We start from the raw sequence: 25020 nt of genomic DNA on the forward strand, positions 1-25020 counted from the left end.
CGGGCGGCGTGGGAGGGCCCGGCGTAGCATGTGGTCTGACCACATAATCCGGTTTGATCGGAGGCTCCCGATGGAGTGGCTCGACCCCCTGGCTCTCGCCCGCTGGCAGTTCGGGTTGACGACCCTGTACCACTTCCTCTTCGTTCCGCTGACGCTGGGGATGTCGCTGATCGTGGCGGTTTTCCAGACCGTCTGGTACCGCACCGGTGACGTGCGATGGCTGCACCTCACCCGCTTTTTCGGGAAGATCTTCCTCATCAACTTCGCCATGGGCGTGGTGACCGGCATCGTGCAGGAATTCCAGTTCGGCATGAACTGGTCGGCCTACTCCCGCTTCGTCGGCGACGTCTTCGGCGCCCCGCTCGCGTTCGAGGGCCTTCTCGCCTTCTTCCTCGAGGCGACGTTCATCGGCCTGTGGATCTTCGGGTGGGACAAGCTCCCCCGTCTCGCCCACCTCGCGAGCATCTGGATGGCCTCCATCGGCGCGACACTGTCGGCGTACTTCATCATCGCGGCGAATGCGTTCATGCAGAATCCCGTCGGGTATCAGATGTCGGCCGAGGGTCACCGCGCCGAGCTCGTCGACTTCTGGGCGCTGCTGACCAACCCCGTCGCCCTCGCCGCCTTCCCGCACACGATCTTCGCCGGCTGGATGTTCGCCGCCATGGTCGTGGTCGCGGTGTCGGCCTGGCACATGGCCCGCGGCCGCAACACCGACATGATGCGCAAGACCCTGCGGTTCGGCCTGTGGGCGACCGTGGTGTCGTTCGTGCTCGTCGCGATCGTCGGCGACCAGCTGAGCCTGGTCATGGTCGCGACCCAGCCGATGAAGATGGCCGCCGCCGAGGCGACGTTCAACACGGTCTGCGGACAGGACGCGTCGTTCTCGATCTTCACCCTCGGCACCCCCGACGGGACGAGCGAACTGTTCTCGATCCGCGTTCCGTTCCTGCTCAGCATCCTGTCGACGCACTCGCTCGACGGCTGCGTCGAGGGGATCAACGACCTGAACACGCTGTACAGCCAGGAGATGTTCCCGCAGTTCGCCGACCAGGTCGACGGCAACTTCGCCCCCGTGCTGTGGGTCACGTACTGGGCCTTCCGCTGGATGATCGCGCTCGGCGGCATCGCGGCGCTCGTCAGCGTCGTCGGCCTGTGGGTCACGCGCAAGAACGCGAAGCGCCCCGTCGCCGGCTGGATGTGGCGGATCGCGATCTGGACGGCTCCGCTGCCCATGCTCGCGAGCCTCGTGGGCTGGGTGTTCACCGAGATGGGCCGCCAGCCGTGGATCGTCTTCGGTCTCATGCTCACGCAGGACGGCGTCTCGCCCAGCGTCCCGGGGTGGAGCGTGCTCGTCTCGCTCGTCGCCTTCACGCTCGTCTACCTGAGCCTTGCGATCGTCGAGTTCGGTCTCATCGTGAAGTTCGCGCAGAAGGGCCCCGACCCCCTGCCCGACCCGGATGCCGAGCGCGACGACTCCGTCGAGAACACGCCGACCACGGTCTACTGAGAACGCAGGAGAACATCATGGACCTCGCACACCTCTGGTTCTGGATCGTCGCCTTCCTCTTCGTCGGCTACTTCGTGCTCGACGGGTTCGATTTCGGCGTCGGCATGTCGATCCCCTTCCTCGGCAAGGACGACATCGCCCGCCGCCAGATCATCAACACCATCGGGCCCGTGTGGGACCTCAACGAGACGTGGGTGATCGTCGCCGGCGCGGCGCTGTTCGCCTCGTTCCCCGAGTGGTACGCCACGCTCTTCAGCGGGTTCTACCTCCCGCTGCTGGTGATCCTGCTCGCGCTCATCGCTCGCGGGGTGTCGTTCGAGTACCGCCATCAGCGCGACTCGCTGCGGTGGAAGCGCTCGTTCGACCGCATGATCGTGGCAGGGTCCGCCCTCCCCGCGTTCCTGTGGGGCGTCGCCTTCGCGAACATCGTGCAGGGCGTGCCACTGGATGCCGACCACGAATACGCCGGCACCGTGCTGACGCTGCTGAACCCCTACGGCATCCTGGGCGGGCTCACGACCCTGCTGCTGTTCTTCACGCACGGCGTGTACTTCGTCGCTCTCAAGACCGACGGCCAGGTGCGCGCCGACGCCCGGCGCCTGGCGGGTCGGGCCGGTCTGGTCACGATCGCCCTCGCGGCCGTGTTCCTGGGGTGGACCGTCGCCCGGTCCACGCAGGCGCCCCTGTTCCTCGGCGTCGTGGCGCTGTCGGGTGTCGCCGCACTCGCCCTCATCGGCTCGTGGGTCGCCAACTCCCGCGACCGCGAGGGAACCGCGTTCGCCCTCGGGGCCGTGACGATCGTGTCGGCCGTGGCCGCGCTGTTCTTCGCGCTGTTCCCCAACGTGATGCCCTCGACCCTCGACGGGGGCGCGAGCCTCACGATCGACAACGCCTCGAGCACCGACTACACGCTCACCATCATGAGCTGGGCGGCGCTCATCTTCTTGCCGCTGATCCTGGCCTACCAGGGCTGGACGTACTGGGTGTTCCGCAAGCGCGTCACCCGCGCCCGGATCGAGAAGGCCGCGCTCGTCGCGCACTGATCCCCGGACCCACCCATGAAACCCGTCGACCCCCGCCTCCTGCGGTACGCGAGCGCCTCGCGCGGCTACTTCGTCGTCACCGCGGCGATCGTGCTCGCGCAGGCGGGCGTGATCGTCGGCTTCGCCGGGGCGCTCACGCACGCGCTGGTGGGGGCGATCGAGGGGCGGCCGCTCGCCGAGCTCTGGGGATACGTGGGCATCGCGGCATCCCTCGCCGCGCTCCGGGGGCTGCTGATCGCCGCCTCCGAGCGCACCTCGGCCCGCGGGGCGGCGGCGGCGTCGGCGCAGCTGCGCGAGGCGCTCATCGCCGCGGTGACGCGGCTCGGACCGCGCTGGCTCGGTGCGCGCAACACCGCCGCCCTCGCGGTGACGGCCGGACACGGTCTCGAGGCGCTCGACGCGTACTTCGGCCGCTACCTGCCTCAGCTGGTCGCCACCGCGATCACGATGCCGATCCTGATCGGTGCGATGACCCTCGCCGACCCGCTCTCCGGTCTGACCGTGGTGCTGACGATCCCGCTCATCCCGCTGTTCATGGTGCTGATCGGCCTGGCCACGCGCGGGGTGCAGCAGAAGCAGTACCGCACGCTGGGCCGGCTCGCGGCGCGCTTCGCCGACACCGTCGACGGACTCGGGACTCTGAAGGCCTTCGGTCGCCAGCACCGTGCCGCCGACTCCATCGAAGCGGTGACGCGCGACTACAAGCGCGAGACGATGACCGTCCTGCGTGTGTCGTTCCTCTCGGGCTTCGCGCTGGAGTTCCTGGCATCCATCTCGGTCGCCATCATCGCCGTGACGATCGGGTTCCGCCTGCTCGCCGGCGACCTCTCGCTGCTGGTGGGGCTGTTCGTTCTCCTGCTCGCGCCGGAGGCGTACCTGCCGCTGCGGCAGGTGGGGGTGCAGTTCCACGCCGCGAGCGAGGGAGTCGCCGCGACGGAGGAGATCTTCGACGCCCTGGACGCTGCCCGCACGACCCCCGACGCGGATGCCGAGACCCCGGCGCGCGGATCCGTCCTCACGCTCGACCGCGTGCGCGTGCGGCGGGAGGGGCACGTGCTGCCGGAGGTGTCGCTGTCGGTCGAGCCGGGCGAGATCGTGCTGGTGACCGGCCCGAGCGGTGTCGGCAAGTCGTCGCTGATCGCGGCGGTGCTGGGTTTCGCGGAGTACGACGGCTCGGTGCGCATCGACGGCGCCCCAGTTTCGCACGCGCGCGGCGCGGTCGCCTGGGCGGGCCAGCGACCGGGGCTCGTGACCGGCTCGGTCGCCGACAACGTCGCTCTCGGCTGCGCGCCCGATCCCCGGCGCGTCACCGCGGCGCTGGCCGACGCGGGGGCGGCGGATCTCGACCCCGGAACGGTGCTCGGGGCCGCCGGCGCCGGGCTCTCGGGCGGCGAGGCCCAGCGCGTCGCCGTCGCCCGCGCCCTGTACCGGGTCCGCGTCACGGGGGCGCCGCTCCTCCTGCTCGACGAGCCGTCGAGCGCCCTGGATGCCACGACCGAGGCGCACCTGTGGACGACCCTCCGCCGCGAGGCCGACGCCGGCCGCGGCGTGCTGCTGGTGTCGCACCGTCTTTCCGCGCGGGCGATCGCGGACCGCGTGGTCGAGCTGCGGCGCGGGTCCGGAGGCTTCGACAGGCTCAGCCTCCTCCGTCCCGACCCCGCAACCGAGGTCCCTGAGCCTGTCGAAGGGACCGGGAGCTTCGTTCCCGAGAGGAGTCACCCGTGAACGGGCGCGTGCGCGGCATCCTGCGCTCGGCGATGCCGTCGCGGCGGCGGTTCGCCCCGGCGCTGCTCGCCGGCTTCGGTACGGCGGCCAGTGCCGTGGCTCTGCTCGCGGCGAGCGCGTGGCTCATCGCCCGCGCGGCGGAGCAGCCGCTGGTGATGTACCTGTCGGTCGCCGTGGTCGGGGTGCGCGCGTTCGCGCTGTCGCGCGGGGTGTTCCGTTACCTCGAACGTCTCAGCGGCCACGATGCGGCGCTGCATCAGCTCGCGGGGGTCCGCGCCGACCTGGTGCGCGACCTCGTGCCGCTGGCCCCCGACGGCCTCGCGCGCTCTCGCCGCGGCGGGCTGCTCTCAAGCGTCGTCGACGACGTCGAGGAGCTTCAGAACCTCCCGCTGCGCGTGGTGCTCCCGCTCGTGACGGCGGCGACCACCGCGCTGGCCGCCGTCGTGTTCACGGCGTTCGTCTCGTGGCCCGCCGCGCTCGCGATGCTGGTCTGCCTGCTCGCGGCGTTCGCCGTATCGGTGGCGGTCGGCTGGGCCGCGGGCGCTCGCGCGGAGCGTTCGATCGCGCCGCTGCGCACCGCCGTCGCCGACGCCGTGCACGACCTGCTCACGAATCTCGACGTGCTGACCGCGTACGCAGCGGTGGATGCCGCCCGCGCTCGCGTCCGCTCCGCCGATGCCGCCCTGCGCCGGGCGCTGGTGCGCCGCGGAGGCGCCCAGGGACTGACCTCGGGCGCCGTCTCGGTGCTCGCCGGCGTCGCCTCTCTCGCGGCGCTGCTGGGCGCCGCCCCGGCCGTGACCGGGAACGACCTGACGGGTCCGGGGCTCGCCGTCGTCGTGCTGCTGCCGATGGCCGTGTTCGAGGTGTTCGGACCTGTCCCCCTCGCGCTCGCGTCCTGGCGGCAGGTGCGCGCAGCCGCAGAGCGGATCGCGGATGCCGTGCCCGAGCGCATTCCCGACGGCCTCCCCCGCGACGAGCCCGCACCGACGGGCCGGGCGCCCGCGCTCGGCGAGGGGATCGAGCTCCACGGTGTCGGGGCGCGGTGGCCGGCACGATCGGACTCCGACGCAGACGCCGGACGGCTGGAAGACGTCGACCTGCGGGTCGGCCCCGGCGAGCGCGTGCTCGTCACCGGCCCGAGCGGAGCGGGCAAGACGACGCTGGCGCACGTGCTGGTGCGCTTCCTCGACTACGAGGGATCGTTCCGCATCGGCGGCGTCGACGCGCGCGGACTCTCGGGAGACGACCTGCGCCGCACGATCGGTCTGATCGAGCAGTCGCCGTACCTGTTCGACGAATCGATCCGGCAGAACCTCCTCTTCGCCCGCGACACCGCCACCGACGCCGACCTGTGGGTGGTGCTGTCGCGCGTGGGCCTGGCCGATTGGGCCCGGGAGCGCGGTGGTCTCGACGCCCGCGTGGGCGATCGCGGCGGGCTCGTCTCCGGCGGGCAGGCCCAGCGCCTCGCCCTCGCCCGGGCGTTGCTGCGCGGCTTCCCCGTGCTCGTGCTCGACGAGCCCACGGCGGGCGTCGACCCCGCGGCATCCGATGCCCTGCTCGCCGATCTGCTGGGGGCCGTCCATCGCGATCAGGCGGTGGTGCTCGTGTCGCACGTCGACGTCCCCGCGGGGCTGGTCGATCGCGAGGTGCGGCTGGAGGGCGGGCGCGTCGTCGCGGACTGAGCCACCGCAGGCCCCCGCCTCGCGCCGCGATCGACCCGGCCGAGTGTCCCGGACACGCCGGGAAACGCGAAGTCCAGCGACGTGTCCTGGACACTCGACGGAGAGGAACCCGCTCAGGATGCCGCGACGAAGCGCACGCGGTCCGGAGGAACGCTCCATCGCACCGTGTCGCCGGGGCGGAGCGCCGCGGCCTCGGCCGCCGGCACCTCGGCGACGCCGGAGTCCATCACGACGCGCACCCCCGTCGGCGTGGGCTCGAGGTGCGACACCGTCGCCGTGGCCCCCTCGCCGAGCCGCGCGTCGGCTGCGCGGAAGACCGCGGCCAGCGCACGCCCCTCGGTCGACGCGAGGGCGAGGGAGGCGGCATCCGTCGAGGTCAGCCGCAGCCCCTCCCGCACGAAGTCCCCGCGCTGCGCCGCGCCCACGAGCCGCTCCACACCCGCGATCTTCGCCGCGACCTCGGTCGCCGGGGCCGCGAGCACCTCGGGCACCGGCCCGTCCTGCGTCACCCGGCCCCGCTCGACGATGAGCAGCCGGTCGGCGAGGGCCGCGGCATCCACCGCGTCGTGCGTCACGGCGATCGTGGTCACCCCGGCCAGCCGATCGCGCAGCATCGAGCGGATCTCGGACGCCGTCACGGCGTCGAGCGCGACGAGCGGCTCGTCGAGCAGCACCACCCGCGGTTGCGCGGCGAGAGCCCGCGCCACGGCGACGCGCTGCTGCTCCCCGCCCGACAGCTGGGCGGGCCGACGCTCCCCCGTGTCGGGCAGCCCCACGCGGCGGAGCCAGTCGTCGGCATCCGCACGGGCCATGGATGCCGGCACCCCGGCGGAGCGCGGACCGAAGGCGACGTTCTCGCGCGCCGTGAGGTGCGGGAACAGTCGCGCGTCCTGACTCAGGAGCACGATGCCGCGGTGCATGGGGGCGGTGCGCAGACGCGGCGCACGATCGAGCACGTGCGCGTCGACGGCGATCTCACCCTTGTCCAGCGGAGTGAGTCCCGCGAGGGCGGTGAGCAGCGTCGACTTGCCCGCGCCGCTGCGGCCCATCACGGCGATGGTCTCCCCCGGGGTCGCATCGAGGGCGACGTCGACGGTGAAGTCGCGACGGCGCACGACGACGCGGGCGCGCAGGGCGGCGGCATCCGGCAGCGGCATGCGGCCGTCGCGCGACGCGGTGGTGCCGGCATCGCGCGGTCCGGGGCTCCCTCGGCGCCCACCCGCTTCGTCGGCGTCGCGCCGATCACGTCCGGGCTTGCCGGCATCCGGAGTCGTCATCGCCCCACCCCCGGGCGCCAGCCCCGCACCAGCAGCAGCACCGCGACGGCGGTCACCAGCAGCAGCAGCGACAGCGCGACAGCGGCGCCCTGCGAGACGCCCGCCCCGTTGAAGGCGGTGTAGATCGCGAGCGGCATGGTCTGCGTGACGCCGGGGCGGTTGCCCGCGAAGAGCGCCGTCGCTCCGAACTCCCCGATCGCGCGCGCGAAGCACAGCACGACTCCCGCGACGATGCCGGGCGCCGCCAGCGGCAGCGTGATGCGCCGCAGGATCGTCGCGCGCGACGCGCCCAGCGAGGCGGCCGTGCGCTCGAACTCCACGCCGGTGCTGCGCAGGGCGCCCTCGACCGCGAGCACGAGGAACGGCAGCGCCACGAACACCTGCGCCAGCACGACCGCCGCGGTGGTGAACGGCAGACCGAGGACGCCGAGCGCCCCGTTGCGCCCGAACAGGTAGAGCAGGGCCACGCCCCCCACCATCGGCGGGAGCACGAGGGGAACGGTCACGAGCGCGCGCAGCACCGCCGCCAGCCGCGCGGGGCTGCGGGCGATCACGAGGGCGAGGGGGATGCCGACGACCGCGCACACCACGGTCGCCAGAGCGCCGGTGCTCAGCGACAGGCCGAGAGCCGACAGGGCCGCGGGAGACGTGACATCGCTCCAGAGCGTCCCCCACTCCACCCGGGCGACGAGCGCCGTCAGCGGAACGAGGAGGAAGAGGAGCCCCGCGACGGCCGGCACGACGAGCCAACGCGGGACGAAACCGCCCGTCACGGCGCTCGGAAACCCGCGTCGCCGAGGATCCTCTGCCCCTCGTCCGAGAGCACGAACGCGACGAAAGCGGCGGCGGCGTCAGGGTTCGGGGCCTCGGACAGAGCGGCGATCGGGTAGCGGTTGACCACGGCATCCGCCCCCGCGGGCACGATCGCCTCGACGTCGTCGCGACCGACCACGTCGGTGGCGTAGACCAGGCCCGCGTCGGCCTCGCCGGCGGCGACCTTCGTGAGCACCGCGGTGACGTTCTGCTCGGCGCTCGCGGGGGTCACGGCGACCCCGGCGTTCGACAGCAGCGTCTGCGAAGCAGCTCCGCACGGCACCTCGGGGGCGCAGAGCACCGTCGTGACCCGCGCGAGGTCGGCGAGGCCCTGCACGCTCCCGGGGTTGCCCGTCGGCACGGCGATGACGAGGGTGTTGCCCGCGAAGATCCGCGGATCGGGCGCCTGCGCGGCGACCTTCGCCATGTTCTTCTCGTCCGCCGAGGCGAAGACGTCGGCGGGCGCCCCCTCGCCGATCTGCGTGGCGAGCGTGCTCGAGCCGTCGTAGACCGGGGTGACCGTGATGCCGGGGTTCTGCTCCTCGAACGCCCGCGCGATCTCGTCGAACGACCGCTGCAGCGAGGCCGCGGCGTAGACCTCCACGGTTCCGGACGGGCCGTCGGCGGATGCCGCGGGGGCGGGCGACGTGCCCGCGCACCCGGCCAGGAGGGCGGCGACGGCGACGACAGTGAGCAGACGGAGGGGGCGGGACATGGCATCCTTTCGGCGACGCCGGCGGGCCGCCGCTCCAGTATTCCGTATAAGCGGACTCATGGCCGCGTGAATACCGAATGTGCGGATAAAGCGAGGGGTGGATCGGCGGGTCCTGGCATGGCGACCGCCCACCGGGTAGGAACGGGGGGTGCGAGGAACGACGTGAGCGACCTGACCAGCCTGGGCGATTTCCTGCAGCGCCGACGCGAAGCCCTTCAGCCGGAGGACGTGGGGCTCGCACGAGGCGTGCGCCGTCGTACGGCGGGGCTGCGCCGCGAGGAAGTCGCGCTGCTGAGCTATATGTCGACCGACTACTACGCGCGCCTCGAACGGGGCACCGGCCCCACTCCGTCGGAGCAGATGCTGACCGCTCTCGCCCAGGGGCTGCACCTGAGCCTCGCCGAACGCGATCACCTGTTCCACCTCGCGGGCCACCGGCCTCCCCTGCGCCACGCGGGCACCGAGCACATCAGCCCCGGCATGCTGCGCGTCCTCGACCGCCTCGACGACACCCCCGCCGAGATCGTCACGGAGCTGGGCGAGACCCTTCGCCAGAGCCGCCTGGGTGTCGCGCTGCTGGGGGATGCCACGCTGCGATCGGGGCCCGCCCGCAGCATCGGATACCGCTGGTTCACCGATTCGTCGGCGCGTGCCGCCTACCCGCCCGAGGAACAGGCGACGCTGTCGCGCGTCTACGCGGCGGGTCTCCGCGAGCTCGTCGCCGCTCGCGGACCCGACTCGCAGGTCGCCGCCCTGGCCGACGACCTGCGCGTGCGCAGCGACGAGTTCGCCGCTCTCTGGCTCGCTCACGAAGTCGGCGCGCGACCGCCCGCGATCAAGCGCTTCCTCCACCCCGAGGTCGGCCGCCTCGAGCTGTCATGCCAGACCCTGGTCGACCCCGACCATGCGCACCGCCTGCTCGTGTACACGGCGCAGCCGGGGAGCGAGAGCGCCGAGAAACTGCGGCTGCTCGCGGTGATCGGAGCCCCCGGCGGCCGCTGAGGGGTGGATCCCCGGCGGGCGAGCACCGCGGGCGGGCCGCGCAGACGGTGAGCCCGCTGCGCCCGGGCACCGCCGGTCGCCGAGGGGTGGATCGTCGATCAGCGGCTGAGCGGGCACTGGCCGCCCGGCACCCGGGGGCGCGAGCATCGAGGCACTCCACGAAAGGACCGCCCATGTCTCCCGATTCCCCCCGCCCCCTCCGCGGTCGGCTGGCCGTCGTCACCGGCGCCAGCGACGGCATCGGCACCGTCATCGCGACGCGGCTCGCCTCGCTCGGCGCCGAGGTGGTGCTGCCCGTCCGCTCCCCCGACAAGGGCCGCCGTGCGCTCGACGCCCTGCGCAGGGAGGTCCCGGATGCCGTCGCCTCGACGCGCGCGCTGGACCTCGCCAGCCTCGACTCGGTGGACGCTCTGGCCGCAGGCCTCCGCGAGGAAGGTCGCCCGATCCACCTGCTCGTCAACAACGCCGGCGTCATGACCCCTCCCCGCAGGCAGGAGACCGCCGAGGGGTTCGAGCTGCAATGGGGCACGAACCACCTGGGTCACGCGGCGCTCACCCTCGCCCTGCTCCCGGTGCTGCGCGCGGGCACAGCGCGCGTGGTGCACCAGACGAGCATCGCCGCACGGCGCGGACGCTTCGACCCCGACGTCATCTCCGCCACCCCCTACGACGCCATGGCGTCGTACGTGCAGTCGAAGATCGCGATCGGACTCTTCGCCCGCGAGCTCCACGCGCGCAGCCGGGCCGAGGGCTGGGGGCTCACCAGCACGCTCGCTCACCCGGGCGTCTCGCCGACCAACCTCCTCGCGGCGCAGCCCGGCGTGGGCCGCGAGCGCGAACTCGGAGCGCGCCGTGTCATCCGGCTGTTGACCCACCTGCGCATCACCGGCACCGTGGCATCCGCCGCCGAACCCGCCGTGCTCGCGGCGACGGCGCCGCTTTCGGACGACACGTTCTTCGGCCCGTCGCGCCTCATCGGCGGCCCCGCGCGGGCGAGCGAACCGTGGGAGCCCTTCCGCTCCGCCGACGACGCCCGGCGGGTGTGGGCACTGACGCACGAGGCCATCGGGCCGCGCTTCACACCGTGATGACCGGGGCGCCCGGTCTCAGCCCCGGGGCGCCTCCACCGTCACGACCGTCGCCTTGACCGAGGCGACCGCGAGCGAGCCGGGCTCCACCGCGAGGTCCCGCGCGGCCTCGGCCGACATGAGCGAGACCACCCGGTGCGGGCCGCACTGCAGATCGACCTGCGCCATGAGGCCGTCGATCTGCACGCGCGTGACGATGCCGGTGAAACGGTTCCGTGCGCTCGAGGAGACCCCCGTGGGGTCGTCCGGCTCGTCGGCGAGCGCGACCGCGCGTTCGGCGAGGGCGGCGCCGGGGATCTCGACCGGCGACGCCCCCGTCGTGGGCAGCGTCCCCTGATCGATCCAGCGCCGCACCGTGTCGTCGCTGACCCCGAGCAGACGGGCGGCGGTGGCGATACGGAAGGTGTTCGGCATGCGACGACCGTACCCGTCGGCGCCGAGCGCCGAGACAGCATCCTGCTGACAAGTCGGCGACACCCTGCAACCGAGTCGTCAGCAGCATGCCGTCTCACGGCGGCAGGCGTCACCGGCTCCGCACCGCCGGTGACGCCGGAACAGCGCTACGCGCCACCCGCGCCCGCGGCGGCACCCCGATGCAGGTCGCGGTCCCGGCGGCGTCCGCCCGCGGTGAGATCCGCACCCACGCGCCGGACCGCCCTCACCCCTCCGCGCTCGCCTAGGCTCGACCCATGGATGCCGAGGACGCGAGCACGACGCGACGACCGGTCGCCGTGCCCCTCGGCGCGACCGTGACCGCCTCGGGCGCGACGGCGCTGCCCGCCACCGGCGCCCCCGCAGGCCCGAGCGCGGGGCGCACGTCTCACGCGACCGCGCTCCCCGCCACCGGCACCCCGCGCGGAAAAGCCTCGCACGAAGGCGCCCCGCGCGAGGGCGGCCTGCTCGACCGCTTCGGCCGCGTCGCGACCGACCTGCGCGTCTCGGTCATCGACAAGTGCAACCTGCGCTGCACGTACTGCATGCCGGCCGACGGGATGCCGTGGCTCCCTCAGACGCAGCTCATGAGCGCCGACGAGATCCGCCGCATCGTGCGGGTCGCCGTCCGCTCGCTCGGCGCCGAGGAGCTGCGCATCACCGGCGGCGAGCCCCTCGTGCGCAAGGATCTCGAGCACATCATCGCCGGCATCCGCGCCGACGCCCCCGATCTGCCCATCTCGATGACCACGAACGCCGTCGGCCTCGACCGGCGCGCCCAGGCGCTCAAGGATGCGGGCCTGACCCGCCTGAACGTCTCGCTCGACACCCTCCACCCCGAGACCTTCGCCGAGCTCACCCGGCGCCCGCACCTCGACAAGGTGCTCGCGGGTCTGCAGGCCGCTCGCGCAGCAGGCCTCGGGCCGATCAAGATCAACGCGGTCCTGCTCGCGGGCGTCAACGACACCGAGATCGTGCCCCTCGTCGACTGGGCCGTGTCGAACGGCTTCGAGATGCGCTTCATCGAAGACATGCCCCTCGACGGCGACCGCTCGTGGAGCGCCACGAACGTCATCCCCGCTCGCGACATCCGCGCCGCCATCGAAGAGGCCTTCACGCTCACCGCCGACCCGCGCGGCCGCGGAGCCGCTCCCGCCGAGCGCTGGGAGGTCCGCCGCCCCGGCGAGACCGCCGTGGCCGGGCACGTCGGCATCATCTCCTCGGTCACCGAACCCTTCTGCGCCGCCTGCACGCGCACGCGCGTGACAGCCGACGGCAAGGTGCGCTCGTGCCTGTTCTCGCACGAGGAGACAGATCTGCTCACGGCCGTCCGCGACGGCGCCGACGACGAGGGCATCGCCCAGATCTGGCGGGATGCCATGTGGGCCAAGCCCCGTGCGCACGGCTCCGACCGCGTCGGTCTCGCGCGTGCCGACTTCGTCCAGCCCGAGCGCACCATGAGCGCGATCGGCGGATGAGGCCGCTCGTCGAGCCGGTGGCATCCCTCGCCCCGGAAGAGCTGATCCGCACCGCTCGCCATGCCGTCCTCGCGGCCATCGGCGAAGAGGGACAGCGGAGGATCGCGGCCGCCCGCATCGCCGTGATCGGCGCCGGCGGGCTCGGGTCCCCCGTGCTGCTCGCCCTCGCCGCCGCCGGGGTGGGCGAACTCGTGATCATCGACGACGACACGGTCGAGCGCACCAACCTGCAGCGGCAGCTCGCGCACCGCGTCGACGACATCGGCACCGCGAAGACCGCCTCCGCCGCGCGCGCCGTGCGTGATCTCTCGCCGCTGACCGTCGTCCATGAGCGAACGGTACGGCTGACCTCCGACAACGCCGTCGCGCTGCTCGACGGCGCTCACCTCGTGATCGACGGCAGCGACACCTTCGACACGCGCGAGGCCGTCGCCGCCGCCGCCGAGCACCTCGGCATCCCCCTCGTCTGGGGTGCGGTACAGGAGTGGGCCGCGCAGGTGACGGTGTTCTGGTCGGCCCCGCCCGAGGGGCACTCCCCCGTCGTGCTCGGCGATCTGTTCCCGACGGGGTCCGCCGGCGAACCGCCGACGTGCGCCCAGGTGGGCGTGCTGGGATCGCTGTGCGTGCAGGTCGGAGGCCTGCTCGCCACCGAGGCGATCAAGCTCGTGACCGGCGCCGGAGAACCGCTGCTGGGCCGCCTCGTCGTGATCGACGCGCTGCGCGCCCGCCACGACGTGATCCCGCTCACCCCGGCCGCCCGCCCCGCGGCCGGATCCTGCCCCCGGAGGCCCCGATGACCGAGCTGCGCACCGTCGAACAGCACCGCGACCGCGTGCTCGCCGCCGTGTCGCTCCTGCCCGCCGAGAGGGTCGCCCTCGCCGACGCGGCCGGACGCACGCTCGCCGAACCCGTTCTCGCGGCGCACGATCTGCCCGGCTTCGACAACTCCTCCATGGACGGCTTCGCCGTGCGTTTCTCCGACGTCGCGGGAGCGGATGCCGAGAACCCGGCGACCCTTCGAGTGGTCGCCGATCTGCCCGCCGGCACGACCGACGACCCCGCGCTCGCGCCCGGTGAGGCCGCCCGCATCATGACGGGAGCGCCGGTCCCCGCCATGTCCGACGCGATCGTGCCGTTCGAAGACACCGCGGGCGGCCTCGCCGACTCGCTGGGCACCGTGACCGTGCGTCGCTCCCCCGCCGGAGAGGGGGCGTTCATCCGCCGCCGGGGCGGCGACAGGCGCGCCGGTGACACGGTGCTCTCAGCCGGGGAGCGTCTCGGCCCCTTCGCCCTCGCCGCCGCGGCCGCCGCCGGGGTGGATGCCGTGAGCGTCACCCGCCGCCCGCGCGTCGCCGTGGTGTCGACCGGCAGCGAGCTCGTGGCGCCGGGCACCGCGCCCGGCAGAGGGCAGACCCCCGACTCCAACGCCACTCTGCTCGCGGCGCTCGTCGACGGCGCCGACGCCGACCTCGAACTCGTCGACCGCGTCGGCGACGATCCCGCCGGCATCGAGACCGTGCTCGACCGAGCGTCGCGCGCCGACGTCGTCGTGTTCACCGGCGGGGTCAGCGCCGGCGCCTACGAACCGGTACGCCTCGCCCTCAGCGACCGCATCGCGTTCGAGAAGGTGTCGATGCAGCCCGGCAAGCCGCAGGCGTTCGGGGCACTCCCCGACGGACGGCTGGTGTTCGGGCTGCCCGGCAACCCCGTGAGCGTCGCCGTCTCGTTCGAGGTCTTCGTCCGCCCGGCGCTGCTGGCGCTGCTGGGCCGCGCGGTCATCGATCGACGCCTCGCCCGGCTCACGGCATCCGAGACCTGGACGACACCGCCCGGCCGACGGCAGTACCTCCCCGCGGCGGTCGACCTCGTCGCGGGCACCGTCCGCCCGGCCACCGCCGGCGGCTCCGGCTCGCACCTCGCGGCCTCTCTCGCCCGTGCCGAGGCGTTCGCGATCGTCCCGGCCGAGGTGTCCACCGTGTCGGTGGGCGACGTCGTCGATGTCATGCTGATCCCATGACCTTCACCCACCTGGATGCCGCGGGCCACGCCCGCATGGTCGATGTCACGCAGAAACAGCCCACCGTCCGCACCGCCACCGCACGCGGGTTCGTGCGCTGCGCGCCCGAGGTCGTCGCGGCGCTCCGCGACGGCACCACCCCCAAGGGCGACGTGCTCGCCGTGGCGCGGATCTCCGGCATCCAGGCCGCCAAATCCACCCCCGCACTGCTCCCCCTCGCTCACGTCATCGGGGTGCACCGCGCCTCGGTCGACCTCCGGATCACCGACGCCGGCGTCGAGATCGAGGCCACCGTCGGCACGGCCGACCGCACCGGCGTCGAGATGGAGGCGCTCACGAGCGTCTCGGTGGCAGCCCTCGCGGTGGTCGACATGGTGAAGGGTCTGGACAAGGGCACCTCGATCGAGAACGTGCGCATCGTGTCGAAGACCGGCGGCAAATCGGGCGACTGGCATCGTCCCGGCGAGCCCGGCACGGCGGTGACCGCATGAGCGTGCGGGTGCGCTACTTCGCCGCGGCCGCCGACGCCGCGGGGACCGACGCCGAGGACCGCGCCGAGCCGACCCTCGCGGCACTGCGCTCCGGGGTCGTCGCGGATCACCCCGCTCTCGGCGGGATCCTCGACCGCTGCGCCGTGCTCGTCGACGGCACCCGTCATGACGACGACGCCGCGCTCGACGGCGTCACGCACGTCGACGTTCTGCCGCCCTTCGCCGGGGGCTGAGCCCGCCTCGCCTCACCTCGGCTCGAGGCGCGCAACCGGCCCCGGCGCCCGGCCGTCTCTAGCCGCCCAGGCCCTTCCACTCCGTCGTGCCGTCGGCCTCGACCTGCCGCTTCCACACGGGCAAGTCGGTCTTGATCGTCTCGATGACCGTGCGGCACACCTCGAACGCGGCAGCCCGGTGACCGGATGCCACGGCGATGACGACCGCGGCCTCGCCCACCTCGAGTCGCCCGACACGGTGACTGACGGCGACGATGGCGTCGGTGCCGGCGGCGGCGTCGGCGGCGATGCGGTGCAGGGTCTGCTCGGCGTCGGGGTGCGCGCTGTACTCCAGGGCGACGACGGCATCGGAGGCGTCGGGATCGGTGTCGCGCACGCGACCGACGAAGGTGGTCACGGCCCCCGACGAGGAGTCCTCGACGGCGTCGAGGTGCAGGTCGAGGTCGAGGGGCTGCTCCGACAGGCGGGCGATGCGGACGGCGCTCATGAGTGGTCTCCTCCGGCGAGCTGGTCGAGGATGTGCGGGGCGAGCTCCGCGACGACGGCTATCCCGGATGCCACGGCACGCGTCGATCCGGGGAGATTGACGACGAGGACACCGGGGTCGACGATCCCGGCCAGCCCGCGCGAGATCACCGACAGAGGGGTGTCGGCGAGTCCTCGACGGCGCAGCTCCTCGGCGATCCCGGGAAGCTCGCGGTCCAGGACGCGGCCGGTGCCCTCGGGCGTGCGGTCGGTCGGGGCGATCCCGGTGCCGCCGGTGGTGACGATGAGCCCCGGCCCCTGGTCGACGAGGTCGCGAAGAGCGGACTCGACGCTGTCGGCCCCGTCGGGCACGACGAGGGGCTCGTCGCAGGAGAAGCCGGCCTCCTGCAGCAACGACACCGCGAGCGGACCCCCGCGGTCTTCGCGCAGTCCCGCGGCGGAGCGATCGGAGACGGTCAGGACGCGGGCGTGATGAGGCACGTTGTTCAGCCTAGGCCGCCGTCGTTGGGATGGGCTCTCCGGCCGCGCCGCCCCGGCGGCTGCATCGCGCCTCCGTCGCGGCCTGACCGTCGTCCGCGCTCACGGGCCCCGCCTCACGCCGAGGGGGCCGCGGTGGTCTCGACCTCGGCGATCTCCGGGGCGATGCGTCCCGCTTTCGCCTTCGGCGCGAGGTCCTCCCGCTGCACGTGCTCGGCGGCCGCGGTGATGCGCCGCGCCATGCCGCTGAAGATCAGGCCGTGGAACGGCAGCACCGAGAGCCAGTAGAGGCGACCGGCGAGGCCCGTGGGGAAGAACAGTGCGCGCTGGTCGAAGCGAGCCCCCTCACCCTCCGGCGTGGCGCGCAGTTCGAGCCACGCTCCCCCGGGCACCTTCATCTCCGCCCGCAGACGCAGCAGGTGGCCCGGCTCGATGGCCTCGACCCGCCAGAAATCGAGCGCATCGCCGACGGTGACGACCGAGCGACTGCGCCGACCGCGGGCGAGGCCGACCCCGCCGACCAGCCGGTCCATCCAGCCGCGGATCGCCCACAGCAGTGGCGACGAGTACCACCCGTTCTCGCCGCCGATGCCCTCGATCACCGACCAGAGCTGCGCGGCGCTGGCCTTCGTGGTCATCGTGCGGACATCGGTGTAGACGAGCCGCCCCGCCCACTCGGGGTCGCTCGGCAGCGGGTCGCTCGGAGCGCCCGACACCTCGGCATCCTGCCAGCTGGTCTCGATGGCGTCGTCGTTCACGCGGCCGAGCGCCCGACGCACGGCCTCGCGATACGGCAGCAGGCCGCCCTCGGGGCGCGGGACGAGATCGTCGATCGCGCGGTCCTTCACGACGCAGTCGTTCTGCAGCGACTCCACCAGCGGGCGCGCGATCGACTTCGGAATCGGGGTGACGAGGTTGACCCAGTGCGAGGCCAGGCGCGGGGTGAGCACGGGAAGAGAGGCGATGGCCCGCTGCGGGAGACCGGCCTCCATGGCGTAGCCGTTCATCATCTGCCCGTACCGCAGAACGTCGGGCCCGCCGATGTCGACGGCGCGGTTGACGTTCGGCGCGACGCGGGCGGCTCCGAGCAGGTAGTGCAGCACGTCGCGCACCGCGATCGGCTGGATATGGTTGCGCACCCATTTGGGCGCCGGCATGTACGGCAGCACGTCGGTGAGGTGGCGCACCATCTCGAACGACGCCGAGCCCGACCCGATCACCACGCCGGCCTGCAGCACGAGGGTCGGCACCCCGCTGTGCAGCAGGATGTCGCCCACCTCCACCCGCGAACGCAGGTGCGCCGACAGGGTGGCGTCGTCGGGGTGCAGGCCGCCCAGGTAGATGATGCGCGACACGGATGCCGCGGCGGCGGCGTCGGCGACGGTCTGCGCGGCGACGCGGTCGGTCGCCTCGAAGTCGCGCGCGCTGCCCATCGAGTGGATGAGGTAGTAGAGCACATCGACGCCCTCTACGGCGGCGCGCACGGCCTCGCGGTCGGTGGCGTCACCGGCCGCGATCTCGACCTCATCGCCCCACGGGAACGCTTCGACACGGCGCGGATCCCGCGCGAGGACGCGCACGCGGTAGCCCGCCGACAGCAGTCGGGGAACGAGCCGTCCGCCCAAGTAGCCGGTCGCCCCCAGGACGAGGGCGCGGGGGGCCGACCCGTCGGGTCGGGGCTGCGCGACGAGGGCGGGTTCGCGGCCGGTGGGGGCGGAGAGCTCGGTCATGCCCGACACGGTACGCCGGGCCTCCGACATCTCCGGGGGCTTGACGAGAGGCACCGTGCGGTCGGCGGCCACGGCCGGTAGCACCACCCCTCGCGCAGCGCGCGGACTGGAAACGCGGACGCGATGGGGGTAACGGTAGAGGGATGAACGAGAAATCCCCCTCGGCATCCGGAGCACCCCGGCTCGAGGTCGACGACGTCATCGTCGTCGACAAGAAGCGCGTGCGCACCGCGATCGGCGGCACCGTCGTCGGCAACTTCATGGAGTGGTTCGACTTCGGCATCTACGGCTACCTGGCCGTGACGCTCACCGCTGTCTTCGCCTCCGACGTCCCCGCCCCGTGGGGTCTGCTGGTCACGCTCCTCGGCTTCGCGATCTCCTTCCTCGTCCGCCCCTTCGGCGGCTTCGTGCTCGGGCCCCTGGGCGACCGCATCGGCCGGCAGAAGGTGCTGTTCCTCACGATGGCGATGATGGCCACGGCCACCGCGCTCATCGGCATCCTGCCCACCTCCGCGCAGATCGGCCTGTGGGCGATCATCCCGCTGTACCTGTTGAAGATGGTGCAGGGCTTCTCCACCGGCGGCGAGTACGCCGGCGCCACGACCTACGTGTCGGAGTTCTCCCCCGACAAGCGCCGCGGCTTCTGGTCGTCGTGGCTCGACGTCGGCTCGTACGTCGGCTTCGCCGCGGGCGCCTCGGCGGTGGCGATCACGACCGCGATCACCACCTCCGTCTCGGGCGAGAACGCCATGACCGAGTACGGATGGCGCATCCCGTTCCTCCTCGCCGTCCCGCTCGGCATCGTCGCCATCTACTTCCGCCTCCGCATCCCCGAGACGCCCGCTTTCGAGCAGGCCGGGGCGGTCGAGGCCGACGCCGACGACCCGATGGCCCGGCAGGGGCTCGTGGGCATCGTGCGCCACCATTGGAAGGCGCTGCTCATCGGCATCGCCCTGGTGGCCGCGACGAACACCGCCGGCTACGCCCTCACGAGCTACATGCCGACCTACCTCGAGAAGGAGGTGGGCGTCTCCAACCTCTCCGCCGCGATCGCGACCGTGCCGGTCCTGCTGATCATGTCGGCCACACTCCCGCTCATCGGTCGCCTCAGCGACCGCATCGGCCGCAAGCCCGTGTACGCGATCGCCGCGGGGTCGGCCCTGGTCCTGCTCGTCCCGGCCTTCCTCATCATGCAGATCGGCGAGCTGTGGGCGGTCATCATCGCGCTGTTCATGGCGGCGGTCCCGGTGGCGTTCTACGTCGCCATCTCGGCATCCGCCCTGCCCGCCCTGTTCCCCACGGCGTCGCGCTTCGGCGCCATGGCCGTCGCCTACAACGTCGCCGTGTCGCTCTTCGGCGGGACCACCCCGCTGTTCAGCCAGGCGCTCATCGATCTCACCGGCAACACGCTCATGCCCGCGTTCTACATCATGTTCTTCGCCGCTCTCGGACTCGTCGCGCTGCTGTCGATGCGCGAGACGGCGAAGCGCCCGCTCCTGGGTTCCGTGCCCACGGTCGAGACCCCCGCCGAGGCCGAGGCCCTGGTGGAGCGCCAGGACGACGACCCGCTCATCGACACCTCGACGATGCCGCTGGCGATCCGCCGCTCGTGACGTGACGCGGAGGGGGCGAATGCCGGGACCACCGGCCTCCGCCCCCTCCGCGCTCCGCGTATCCCCTTCGCCGTACTCCTCTCGCGCTTCTGCGCTCAGCGATCCGCCCACCCTCGGCCCGCGCGCCGCGAACCCCCTGACCCTGCGCAGATCACCGCCCTGCGCACCTCACCAGCTGAGCGCGCGCCGCAGCCACCGGGCCGACAGCCGACCCCGCCCGCTCAGCGCCGACGGCTGTTGCCGAACAATCCGCGGATGACACCGTTCACGATGCTCTTCGTGGCTCCGCGCCCGAGCAGCCCGTCGAGGCCCGGGGTCGGCGCGCTCGAGCGGCTGCGAGGGGCGGCGGTGCTCTTGAGGATCCGCTCGTACTCGCGCTGCGCCTTCTTCTGCGCCTCGGCGTTGGCCTTGTCGATCGCCGCCTTCTGCTTCGCGTACTCGGCCTGGTCGGCCGCGGCCTTCTTCGCCCGCTCCTCGGCCTCGCGGGCGTCGGCGGCCGCCTGCATGCGGGCACCGAGGATCTCGCGCGCCGACTCCCGGTCGATCGGCGTCGCGTACATCGGGAACAGGGCGGATGCCGACACGGCCGAGGCCATGGCGTCCGCGGTGATCGGCGACATCGACGCCCGCGGCGCGAACAGGCGCGTCCACGCGACCGGGGTGGGGGCGCCGCGCTCGCTCATCACGGTGATGATCGCCTCACCCGTGCCGAGCTCCTGCAGCACGCGCTCGAGGTCGTAGCCCGAGTCGGGGTAGGTGCGCACCGACGCGCGCAACGCCGTGGCGTCGTCGGGGGTGAAGGCCCGCAGGGCGTGCTGCACGCGCGAGCCGAGCTGGGCGAGCACGTCGCCGGGCACGTCCTTCGGCGTCTGGGTCACGAAGAACACCCCGACGCCCTTCGACCGGATGAGGCGCACGGTCTGCGTGATCGCCTCGAGGAAGGCCTTCGAGGCATCGCGGAAGAGCAGGTGCGCCTCGTCGAAGAAGAACACGAGCTTGGGCTTGTCGAGGTCACCCACCTCCGGGAGCACCTCGTACAGCTCGGCGAGCAGGTACATGAGGAACGTGGAGTACAGCTCCGGGCGCGCGGCGACGTTCGGCACCTCGAGCAGGCTCACGATGCCGGCGCCCTCCGCGCCCGTTCGCAGGAAGACCGACACGTCGAGCTCGGGCTCGCCGAAGAAGGTGTCGGCACCCGCGGCCGAGAACGCCACGAGTTCGCGCAGGATCACCCCCGCCGTCGCCGCAGACAGCCCGCCGATGCCCTTCAGCTCGGCCTTGCCCTCGTCCCCCGTGAGGTACGTCAGCACCGCTCGCAGGTCGGCAAGGTCGACCAGCGCCAGGCCCTTCTCGTCGGCGTAGTGGAACACCAGTCCCAGGCTCGACTCCTGCGTGGCGTTCAAGCCCAGCACGCGGCTGAGCAGGAGCGGCCCGAAGCCCGACACGGTGGCCCGCACCGGGATGCCGGAGCCCACGTCGTCGCCGAGCGCGTAGAACTCGGTCGGGAAGGCCCGCGCCGACCACTGCTGTCCGAGCGCGGCGGTGCGGGCAGAGAGCTTGTCGCTCGGCGTGCCCGCGGCCGCCAGCCCGGAGAGGTCGCCCTTGATGTCGGCGGCGAACACCGGGACGCCGTTCTGCGAGAGCTGCTCGGCCAGCAGTTGCAGCGTGCGCGTCTTGCCCGTACCCGTCGCGCCCGCCACGAGCCCGTGCCGGTTCATCATCGCGAGGGGGATGCGCACCGGAACGGATGCCACCGGCCCGCCGTTCATGAGCACGCCCAGGTCCAGCGCCGCGCCGTCGGCCGCGTAGCCGGCGGCGATCTTCGCGACCTGCGCGTCGGTCAGCGGCGCGTCGGGTGTCGACGGTGCGGGCCCCGCCGGTGCGGGGACGGATACCGACGCCCCGGGCGTCTCCGCAGCCGGTTCCGACGGCGCACCTCCCGCGGCCGTCGTCTCACCGCCTCCCGCGGCGCGGACCCGTGCCGCCGCGGCAGCGGCCTCCGCCGCGGCGAGGTCGGCGCGGGCACGGGCGAGTCGGAGCTCCGCTTCGGCCGCCTCGGCCTCCGCTCTGAGCCGCGCGACCTCGGCCTCGGCCGCGGCGGGGACGGAGGGCGCGTCGTCGGGCTCGCTCATGCGCGTCAGCCTACGACGACACCGCCGGTCCGGCATCCGTCTTGCGCAGGCGTCGGATCGTCAAGCGGTCCTCGTCGCGGGCACGCAGACGCGAGAACGCGGCGGCGAGGACGAAGGCGGCCCCCGCGCCCACGAGGGCCCCGCCGGCGGTGTCGGAGAGCCAATGGGCGTGGAGGTAGGTGCGGCTGAACGCCATCAGCACGACCCACGCCACACCGACGATGCGCACCCAGGCGCGCGGGAACAGCACGGCGGCCACGACGGCGATCGTCGCGGCGTTGGCGGTGTGACCGGAGGGGAAGGAGCCGTAGTCGCTCAGGATGAGGATGTCCTCGGGGCGCGCCCGCCCGAACGTGTGCTTGAGCACCTGCACGAGCAGCGCGCTGCCGACGGAGGCGCTCAGGAAGTACAGCGCCGACCACCGCCGTCGCGACAGGAACAAGGCGAGAGCGCCCAGCACCGGCACGATCAGCACCGCCGTCAGGTGTCCCCCGACGGTGTCCATGACCAGGGCGAAGACGTACACCGGCTGCGAGGGCGCGGCGGCGAACAGCTGGTTCCACCACACGTCGATCGCGAAGGGACTCGGCCCCCGGAAGAACACCCATGCCCCCAGCCCGCAGGCCAGGGCGATCAGCACCACCCCGACGACGGCGCGGAAACGCTGCGGACGCGTGTCGAGCACGTCCTCGATCGCGGTGGCATCCATCGACTCATGATGCCGCGTCGCGGGCGCGGGCGGAACGGTCGATGCGCAGACCGTCCGCCCTGCTACTGTTCGCGACTGCGCGCGGGTGTCACGGCGCGAGGCGCTCCACCGTCTTCGGGCGCACCAGCAGCCACAGAGCCAGCACCCCGATCACCGCGCACCCGACCATGACCGCGGCCATCGTCGTGGCGGTGATGCCCGAGCCCGTCGCGAGCAGGCCCACGACGGGGGAGATGATCCCCGCGACACCGAAGTTCGCCGCGCCGATGATCGACTGCGCGGTCCCGGCGGCCTTGCCGTGCCGGTCGAGCGCGAGCACCTGCGCGCAGGGGAAGGTGAACCCGCACGCGGTCATGAAGAAGAACAGCGGGATGACGGTCCCCCACAGCCCCAGGCCCAACTGATCGGTGAGCACGATGGCGCCGCCCGCGATCACCAGCACCGCCGTCGACACCGCCAGGACCCACTGCGGGCCGAAGCGCGCGGCGAGACGCGAGGCGATCTGCACGCCCACGACGACGCCCACGGAGTTGACCGCGAAGAGGACGCCGTACTGCTGCGGGTTGAAGCCGTAGGTCACCTGGAAGAGGAAGGAGGATGCCGACAGGTAGGAGAACAGTCCGCTGAACGCCATCGCGCCGATGATGAGCACGCCGATGAAGACGCGGTCGCGGAAGACGCTGCCGTAGCGCTGCCACACCGTGCTCGAGCCCGGTCCCCCGCGACGTGCCGGGGGCAGCGTCTCGGGGACGAAGAGAATCGCCGAGACGAGCATGACCGCGCCGTAGACGGCCAGCACGACGAAGATGCCGCGCCAGTTCATCACCAGCAGCAGGGCGGATCCGGCGAGAGGGGCGAGCACGGGCGCGACCCCCGAGACCATCGCCATGCGCGAGAGCATCACGACGAGCCGCTTGCCGCCGAACAGGTCGCGGATGATCGCGGCCGCCACCACGCCGCCCGCGGCCGCGCCGGCCCCCATGAGCACGCGCGCGATCGAGAGGGTGCCGAGGGTCGGGGCCAGGGCGGCGAAGATGCTCGCCGCCACGTGCAGCGCCGTCACCGACAGCAGCGGGATACGACGACCGACCTTGTCGCTGAGCGGTCCGACGATCAACTGCCCCAGGGCGAATCCGATCATCGTGCCGGTGAGGGTGAGCTGGATCGCAGCGGCGGTGGTCTGGAAGTCGGCCTCGAGCACCGGGAAGGCGGGCAGGTAGAGGTCGATCGTGAACGGGCCGAGAGCGGTCAGCGCGCCGAGGACGATGATGTACAGCACCCGGCGCGAGGCGGGGATCGAATCGCCGGGGTGCAGCACGATGGGCGCGGTCGCGGGGTTCTTGCCCAGCGAGCGGATCGCGCCGGTGGTCGTCGGCACCGGGTGGGACGACGTCGGGATGACGGGGTGGGAGGCAGTATCGAGCACGCGTCTGGTTTCGTTTCGCAACACGGACAGCCCGGCGCGAGCCGGGCTGAGAAAAAGGGGGGATCGTCGAACCTCGAATCGATTCGACATCGTCATACTACCGTGACTCCCCCGTCGGCCACCATCCCGGCTCGGGGTTTCCTCCCAGGCCAACGGCCCATTCATCCGAATAGTCTGGACAGGTCGGCGGATGCCGATGTGTCCCGCCCCGAAGAGAGACTGAACACAGCGCATGACCTCCCCCTCCGACAAGCGAGCGAGCGGCAACCCCGCGAAGCAGGCCCAGATCGACCTCACCGTCAAGCAGCAGCGCGAGCAGAAGCGCCAGGAGAAGCTCGCCGAATACCAGAAGCAGGTCGCGAAGCGTAAGCGCGGCAAGCTCGTGTGGTGGGTCGTGGGCTCCACTGCGGCTCTCGCGGTGATCGGTCTGGTCGTGGCATCCTTCGCCTTCGCCCCGGCACCCCCCACCAGCTACCAGGCGGGCAACAGCACCGGGCGCGAGATCGACGGCGTGCAGACGTTCGAGAACCGCTCCGACCACGTGCAAGGCGCGGTCACCTACGAGCAGACGCCCCCTGCGGGCGGGCCCCACAACCCGTACTGGCTGAACTGCGGCGTCTACACCGAGCCTCAGCAGAACGAGAACGCCGTGCACTCCCTCGAGCACGGCGCCATCTGGATCACCTACAACCCGGACGAGATCGACGAGGCCGGCATCGACGCGCTGAAGGCCGTCATGCCCTCCAGCTACGCGCTGCTCTCGCCCTACCCCGGCCTCGACACGCCCGTCGCCGTGAGCGCGTGGAACCACCAGCTCAAGGTCGACGACGCGAGCGACCCGCGCATCTCCGAGTTCTTCACCGAGTACTGGCGCAGCCAGAACGCCCCCGAGCCGAACGCGTCGTGCTCCGGCGCGATCGACGGACCGGGCAAGGCCTGAA

At 72.6% G+C, this 25020-nt stretch carries 23 protein-coding genes; 13 read left to right on the top strand and 10 right to left on the bottom strand.

Going from position 1 to position 25020, the window contains the following annotated elements:
- Positions 1-70: 70 nt before the first annotated feature.
- From RWH45_RS11220 to cydC, 4 genes are read left to right on the top strand one after another with little or no spacing between them, the layout of a single operon-like run.
- Complete coding sequence (locus RWH45_RS11220; RefSeq protein ID WP_315994978.1) at positions 71-1510, top strand: cytochrome ubiquinol oxidase subunit I; 1440 nt, start codon at positions 71-73, stop codon at positions 1508-1510.
- A 17-nt stretch (positions 1511-1527) separates the two neighbouring features.
- A complete protein-coding gene (gene cydB, locus RWH45_RS11225) occupies positions 1528-2553 on the top strand; it encodes a cytochrome d ubiquinol oxidase subunit II (RefSeq protein ID WP_315994979.1) in 1026 nt (341 codons plus the stop codon).
- Between the two features lie 15 nt (positions 2554-2568).
- The gene (gene cydD / locus RWH45_RS11230) at positions 2569-4278 is read left to right on the top strand and encodes a thiol reductant ABC exporter subunit CydD (RefSeq protein ID WP_315994980.1); all 1710 of its coding nucleotides are present in this window, start codon (positions 2569-2571) and stop codon (positions 4276-4278) included.
- Entirely contained in the window at positions 4275-5960 is a 1686-nt protein-coding gene (cydC, locus tag RWH45_RS11235; protein WP_315994981.1) for a thiol reductant ABC exporter subunit CydC, read from the top strand. The genes cydD and cydC overlap by 4 nt, the downstream gene beginning before the upstream one ends.
- 113 nt (positions 5961-6073) lie before the next feature.
- Here cydC and RWH45_RS11240 read toward each other — a convergent pair whose 3' ends face one another.
- The 3 genes from RWH45_RS11240 to modA are packed head-to-tail and all read right to left on the bottom strand — an operon-like array spanning position 6074 to position 8765.
- Complete coding sequence (locus tag RWH45_RS11240; protein WP_315994982.1) at positions 6074-7237, bottom strand: ATP-binding cassette domain-containing protein; 1164 nt, start codon at positions 7235-7237, stop codon at positions 6074-6076.
- On the bottom strand, positions 7234-8010 hold the full coding sequence (gene modB, locus RWH45_RS11245; protein WP_315994983.1) for a molybdate ABC transporter permease subunit: 777 nt from the start codon (positions 8008-8010) through the stop codon (positions 7234-7236). The genes RWH45_RS11240 and modB overlap by 4 nt, the downstream gene beginning before the upstream one ends.
- Positions 8007-8765, bottom strand: a complete 759-nt coding sequence (modA, locus tag RWH45_RS11250) for a molybdate ABC transporter substrate-binding protein (protein ID WP_315994984.1) — start codon at positions 8763-8765, stop codon at positions 8007-8009. The genes modB and modA overlap by 4 nt, the downstream gene beginning before the upstream one ends.
- A gap of 162 nt (positions 8766-8927) precedes the next feature.
- Here modA and RWH45_RS11255 point away from each other — a divergent pair, with 162 nt between their 5' ends.
- Positions 8928-9767, top strand: a complete 840-nt coding sequence (locus RWH45_RS11255; RefSeq protein WP_315994985.1) for a helix-turn-helix transcriptional regulator — start codon at positions 8928-8930, stop codon at positions 9765-9767.
- A gap of 173 nt (positions 9768-9940) precedes the next feature.
- A complete protein-coding gene (locus RWH45_RS11260; RefSeq protein ID WP_315994986.1) occupies positions 9941-10855 on the top strand; it encodes an SDR family oxidoreductase in 915 nt (304 codons plus the stop codon).
- 18 nt (positions 10856-10873) lie between these two features.
- On the opposite strand, the gene RWH45_RS11265 is transcribed toward RWH45_RS11260, so the two are convergent.
- A complete protein-coding gene (locus tag RWH45_RS11265) occupies positions 10874-11269 on the bottom strand; it encodes a TOBE domain-containing protein (RefSeq protein ID WP_315994987.1) in 396 nt (131 codons plus the stop codon).
- Positions 11270-11544: 275 nt separating this feature from the next.
- Between RWH45_RS11265 and moaA the strand changes: the two genes are divergently transcribed.
- The 5 genes from moaA to RWH45_RS11290 are packed head-to-tail and all read left to right on the top strand — an operon-like array spanning position 11545 to position 15506.
- A complete protein-coding gene (moaA, locus tag RWH45_RS11270) occupies positions 11545-12765 on the top strand; it encodes a GTP 3',8-cyclase MoaA (RefSeq protein WP_315994988.1) in 1221 nt (406 codons plus the stop codon).
- The gene (locus RWH45_RS11275) at positions 12762-13562 is read left to right on the top strand and encodes a HesA/MoeB/ThiF family protein (protein ID WP_315994989.1); all 801 of its coding nucleotides are present in this window, start codon (positions 12762-12764) and stop codon (positions 13560-13562) included. Before moaA ends, RWH45_RS11275 begins: the two co-directional genes overlap by 4 nt.
- Positions 13559-14782 carry a molybdopterin molybdotransferase MoeA gene (locus tag RWH45_RS11280; RefSeq protein WP_315994990.1) on the top strand — a complete coding sequence of 408 codons (1224 nt, stop codon included), beginning with the start codon at positions 13559-13561 and terminating at the stop codon, positions 14780-14782. The genes RWH45_RS11275 and RWH45_RS11280 overlap by 4 nt, the downstream gene beginning before the upstream one ends.
- Positions 14779-15273, top strand: a complete 495-nt coding sequence (moaC, locus tag RWH45_RS11285) for a cyclic pyranopterin monophosphate synthase MoaC (protein ID WP_315994991.1) — start codon at positions 14779-14781, stop codon at positions 15271-15273. Before RWH45_RS11280 ends, moaC begins: the two co-directional genes overlap by 4 nt.
- Positions 15270-15506, top strand: coding sequence for a MoaD/ThiS family protein (locus tag RWH45_RS11290; protein ID WP_315994992.1), 237 nt, complete (start codon positions 15270-15272; stop codon positions 15504-15506). The genes moaC and RWH45_RS11290 overlap by 4 nt, the downstream gene beginning before the upstream one ends.
- 58 nt (positions 15507-15564) lie before the next feature.
- Here RWH45_RS11290 and RWH45_RS11295 read toward each other — a convergent pair whose 3' ends face one another.
- The 3 genes from RWH45_RS11295 to RWH45_RS11305 form a co-directional block, all read right to left on the bottom strand.
- A complete protein-coding gene (locus RWH45_RS11295) occupies positions 15565-15993 on the bottom strand; it encodes a molybdenum cofactor biosynthesis protein MoaE (protein WP_315994993.1) in 429 nt (142 codons plus the stop codon).
- Entirely contained in the window at positions 15990-16472 is a 483-nt protein-coding gene (locus tag RWH45_RS11300) for a MogA/MoaB family molybdenum cofactor biosynthesis protein (protein ID WP_315994994.1), read from the bottom strand. Before RWH45_RS11300 ends, RWH45_RS11295 begins: the two co-directional genes overlap by 4 nt.
- 113 nt (positions 16473-16585) lie before the next feature.
- Positions 16586-18199: an SDR family oxidoreductase gene (locus RWH45_RS11305; RefSeq protein ID WP_315994995.1), complete on the bottom strand. Its 1614-nt coding sequence runs from the start codon at positions 18197-18199 to the stop codon at positions 16586-16588.
- Positions 18200-18342: 143 nt separating this feature from the next.
- On the opposite strand from RWH45_RS11305, the gene RWH45_RS11310 reads away from it, so the two are divergent.
- A complete protein-coding gene (locus tag RWH45_RS11310) occupies positions 18343-19812 on the top strand; it encodes an MFS transporter (protein WP_315994996.1) in 1470 nt (489 codons plus the stop codon).
- Between the two features lie 221 nt (positions 19813-20033).
- Here the strand turns inward: RWH45_RS11310 and RWH45_RS11315 are convergent, their stop codons facing one another.
- The 3 genes from RWH45_RS11315 to RWH45_RS11325 form a co-directional block, all read right to left on the bottom strand.
- Positions 20034-21944 (bottom strand): helicase HerA-like domain-containing protein, encoded by a 1911-nt coding sequence (locus RWH45_RS11315; RefSeq protein ID WP_315994997.1) that lies wholly within the window; start codon positions 21942-21944, stop codon positions 20034-20036.
- A gap of 10 nt (positions 21945-21954) precedes the next feature.
- A complete protein-coding gene (locus RWH45_RS11320) occupies positions 21955-22653 on the bottom strand; it encodes a phosphatase PAP2 family protein (protein WP_315994998.1) in 699 nt (232 codons plus the stop codon).
- Between the two features lie 88 nt (positions 22654-22741).
- Positions 22742-24079, bottom strand: a complete 1338-nt coding sequence (locus tag RWH45_RS11325; RefSeq protein WP_315994999.1) for a multidrug effflux MFS transporter — start codon at positions 24077-24079, stop codon at positions 22742-22744.
- Positions 24080-24311: 232 nt separating this feature from the next.
- Between RWH45_RS11325 and RWH45_RS11330 the strand changes: the two genes are divergently transcribed.
- Complete coding sequence (locus RWH45_RS11330) at positions 24312-25019, top strand: DUF3105 domain-containing protein (protein WP_315995000.1); 708 nt, start codon at positions 24312-24314, stop codon at positions 25017-25019.
- Position 25020 lies beyond the last annotated feature (1 nt).

It is taken from the genome of Microbacterium galbum, from assembly GCF_032464915.1.
Lineage (GTDB): Bacteria > Actinomycetota > Actinomycetes > Actinomycetales > Microbacteriaceae > Microbacterium > Microbacterium galbum.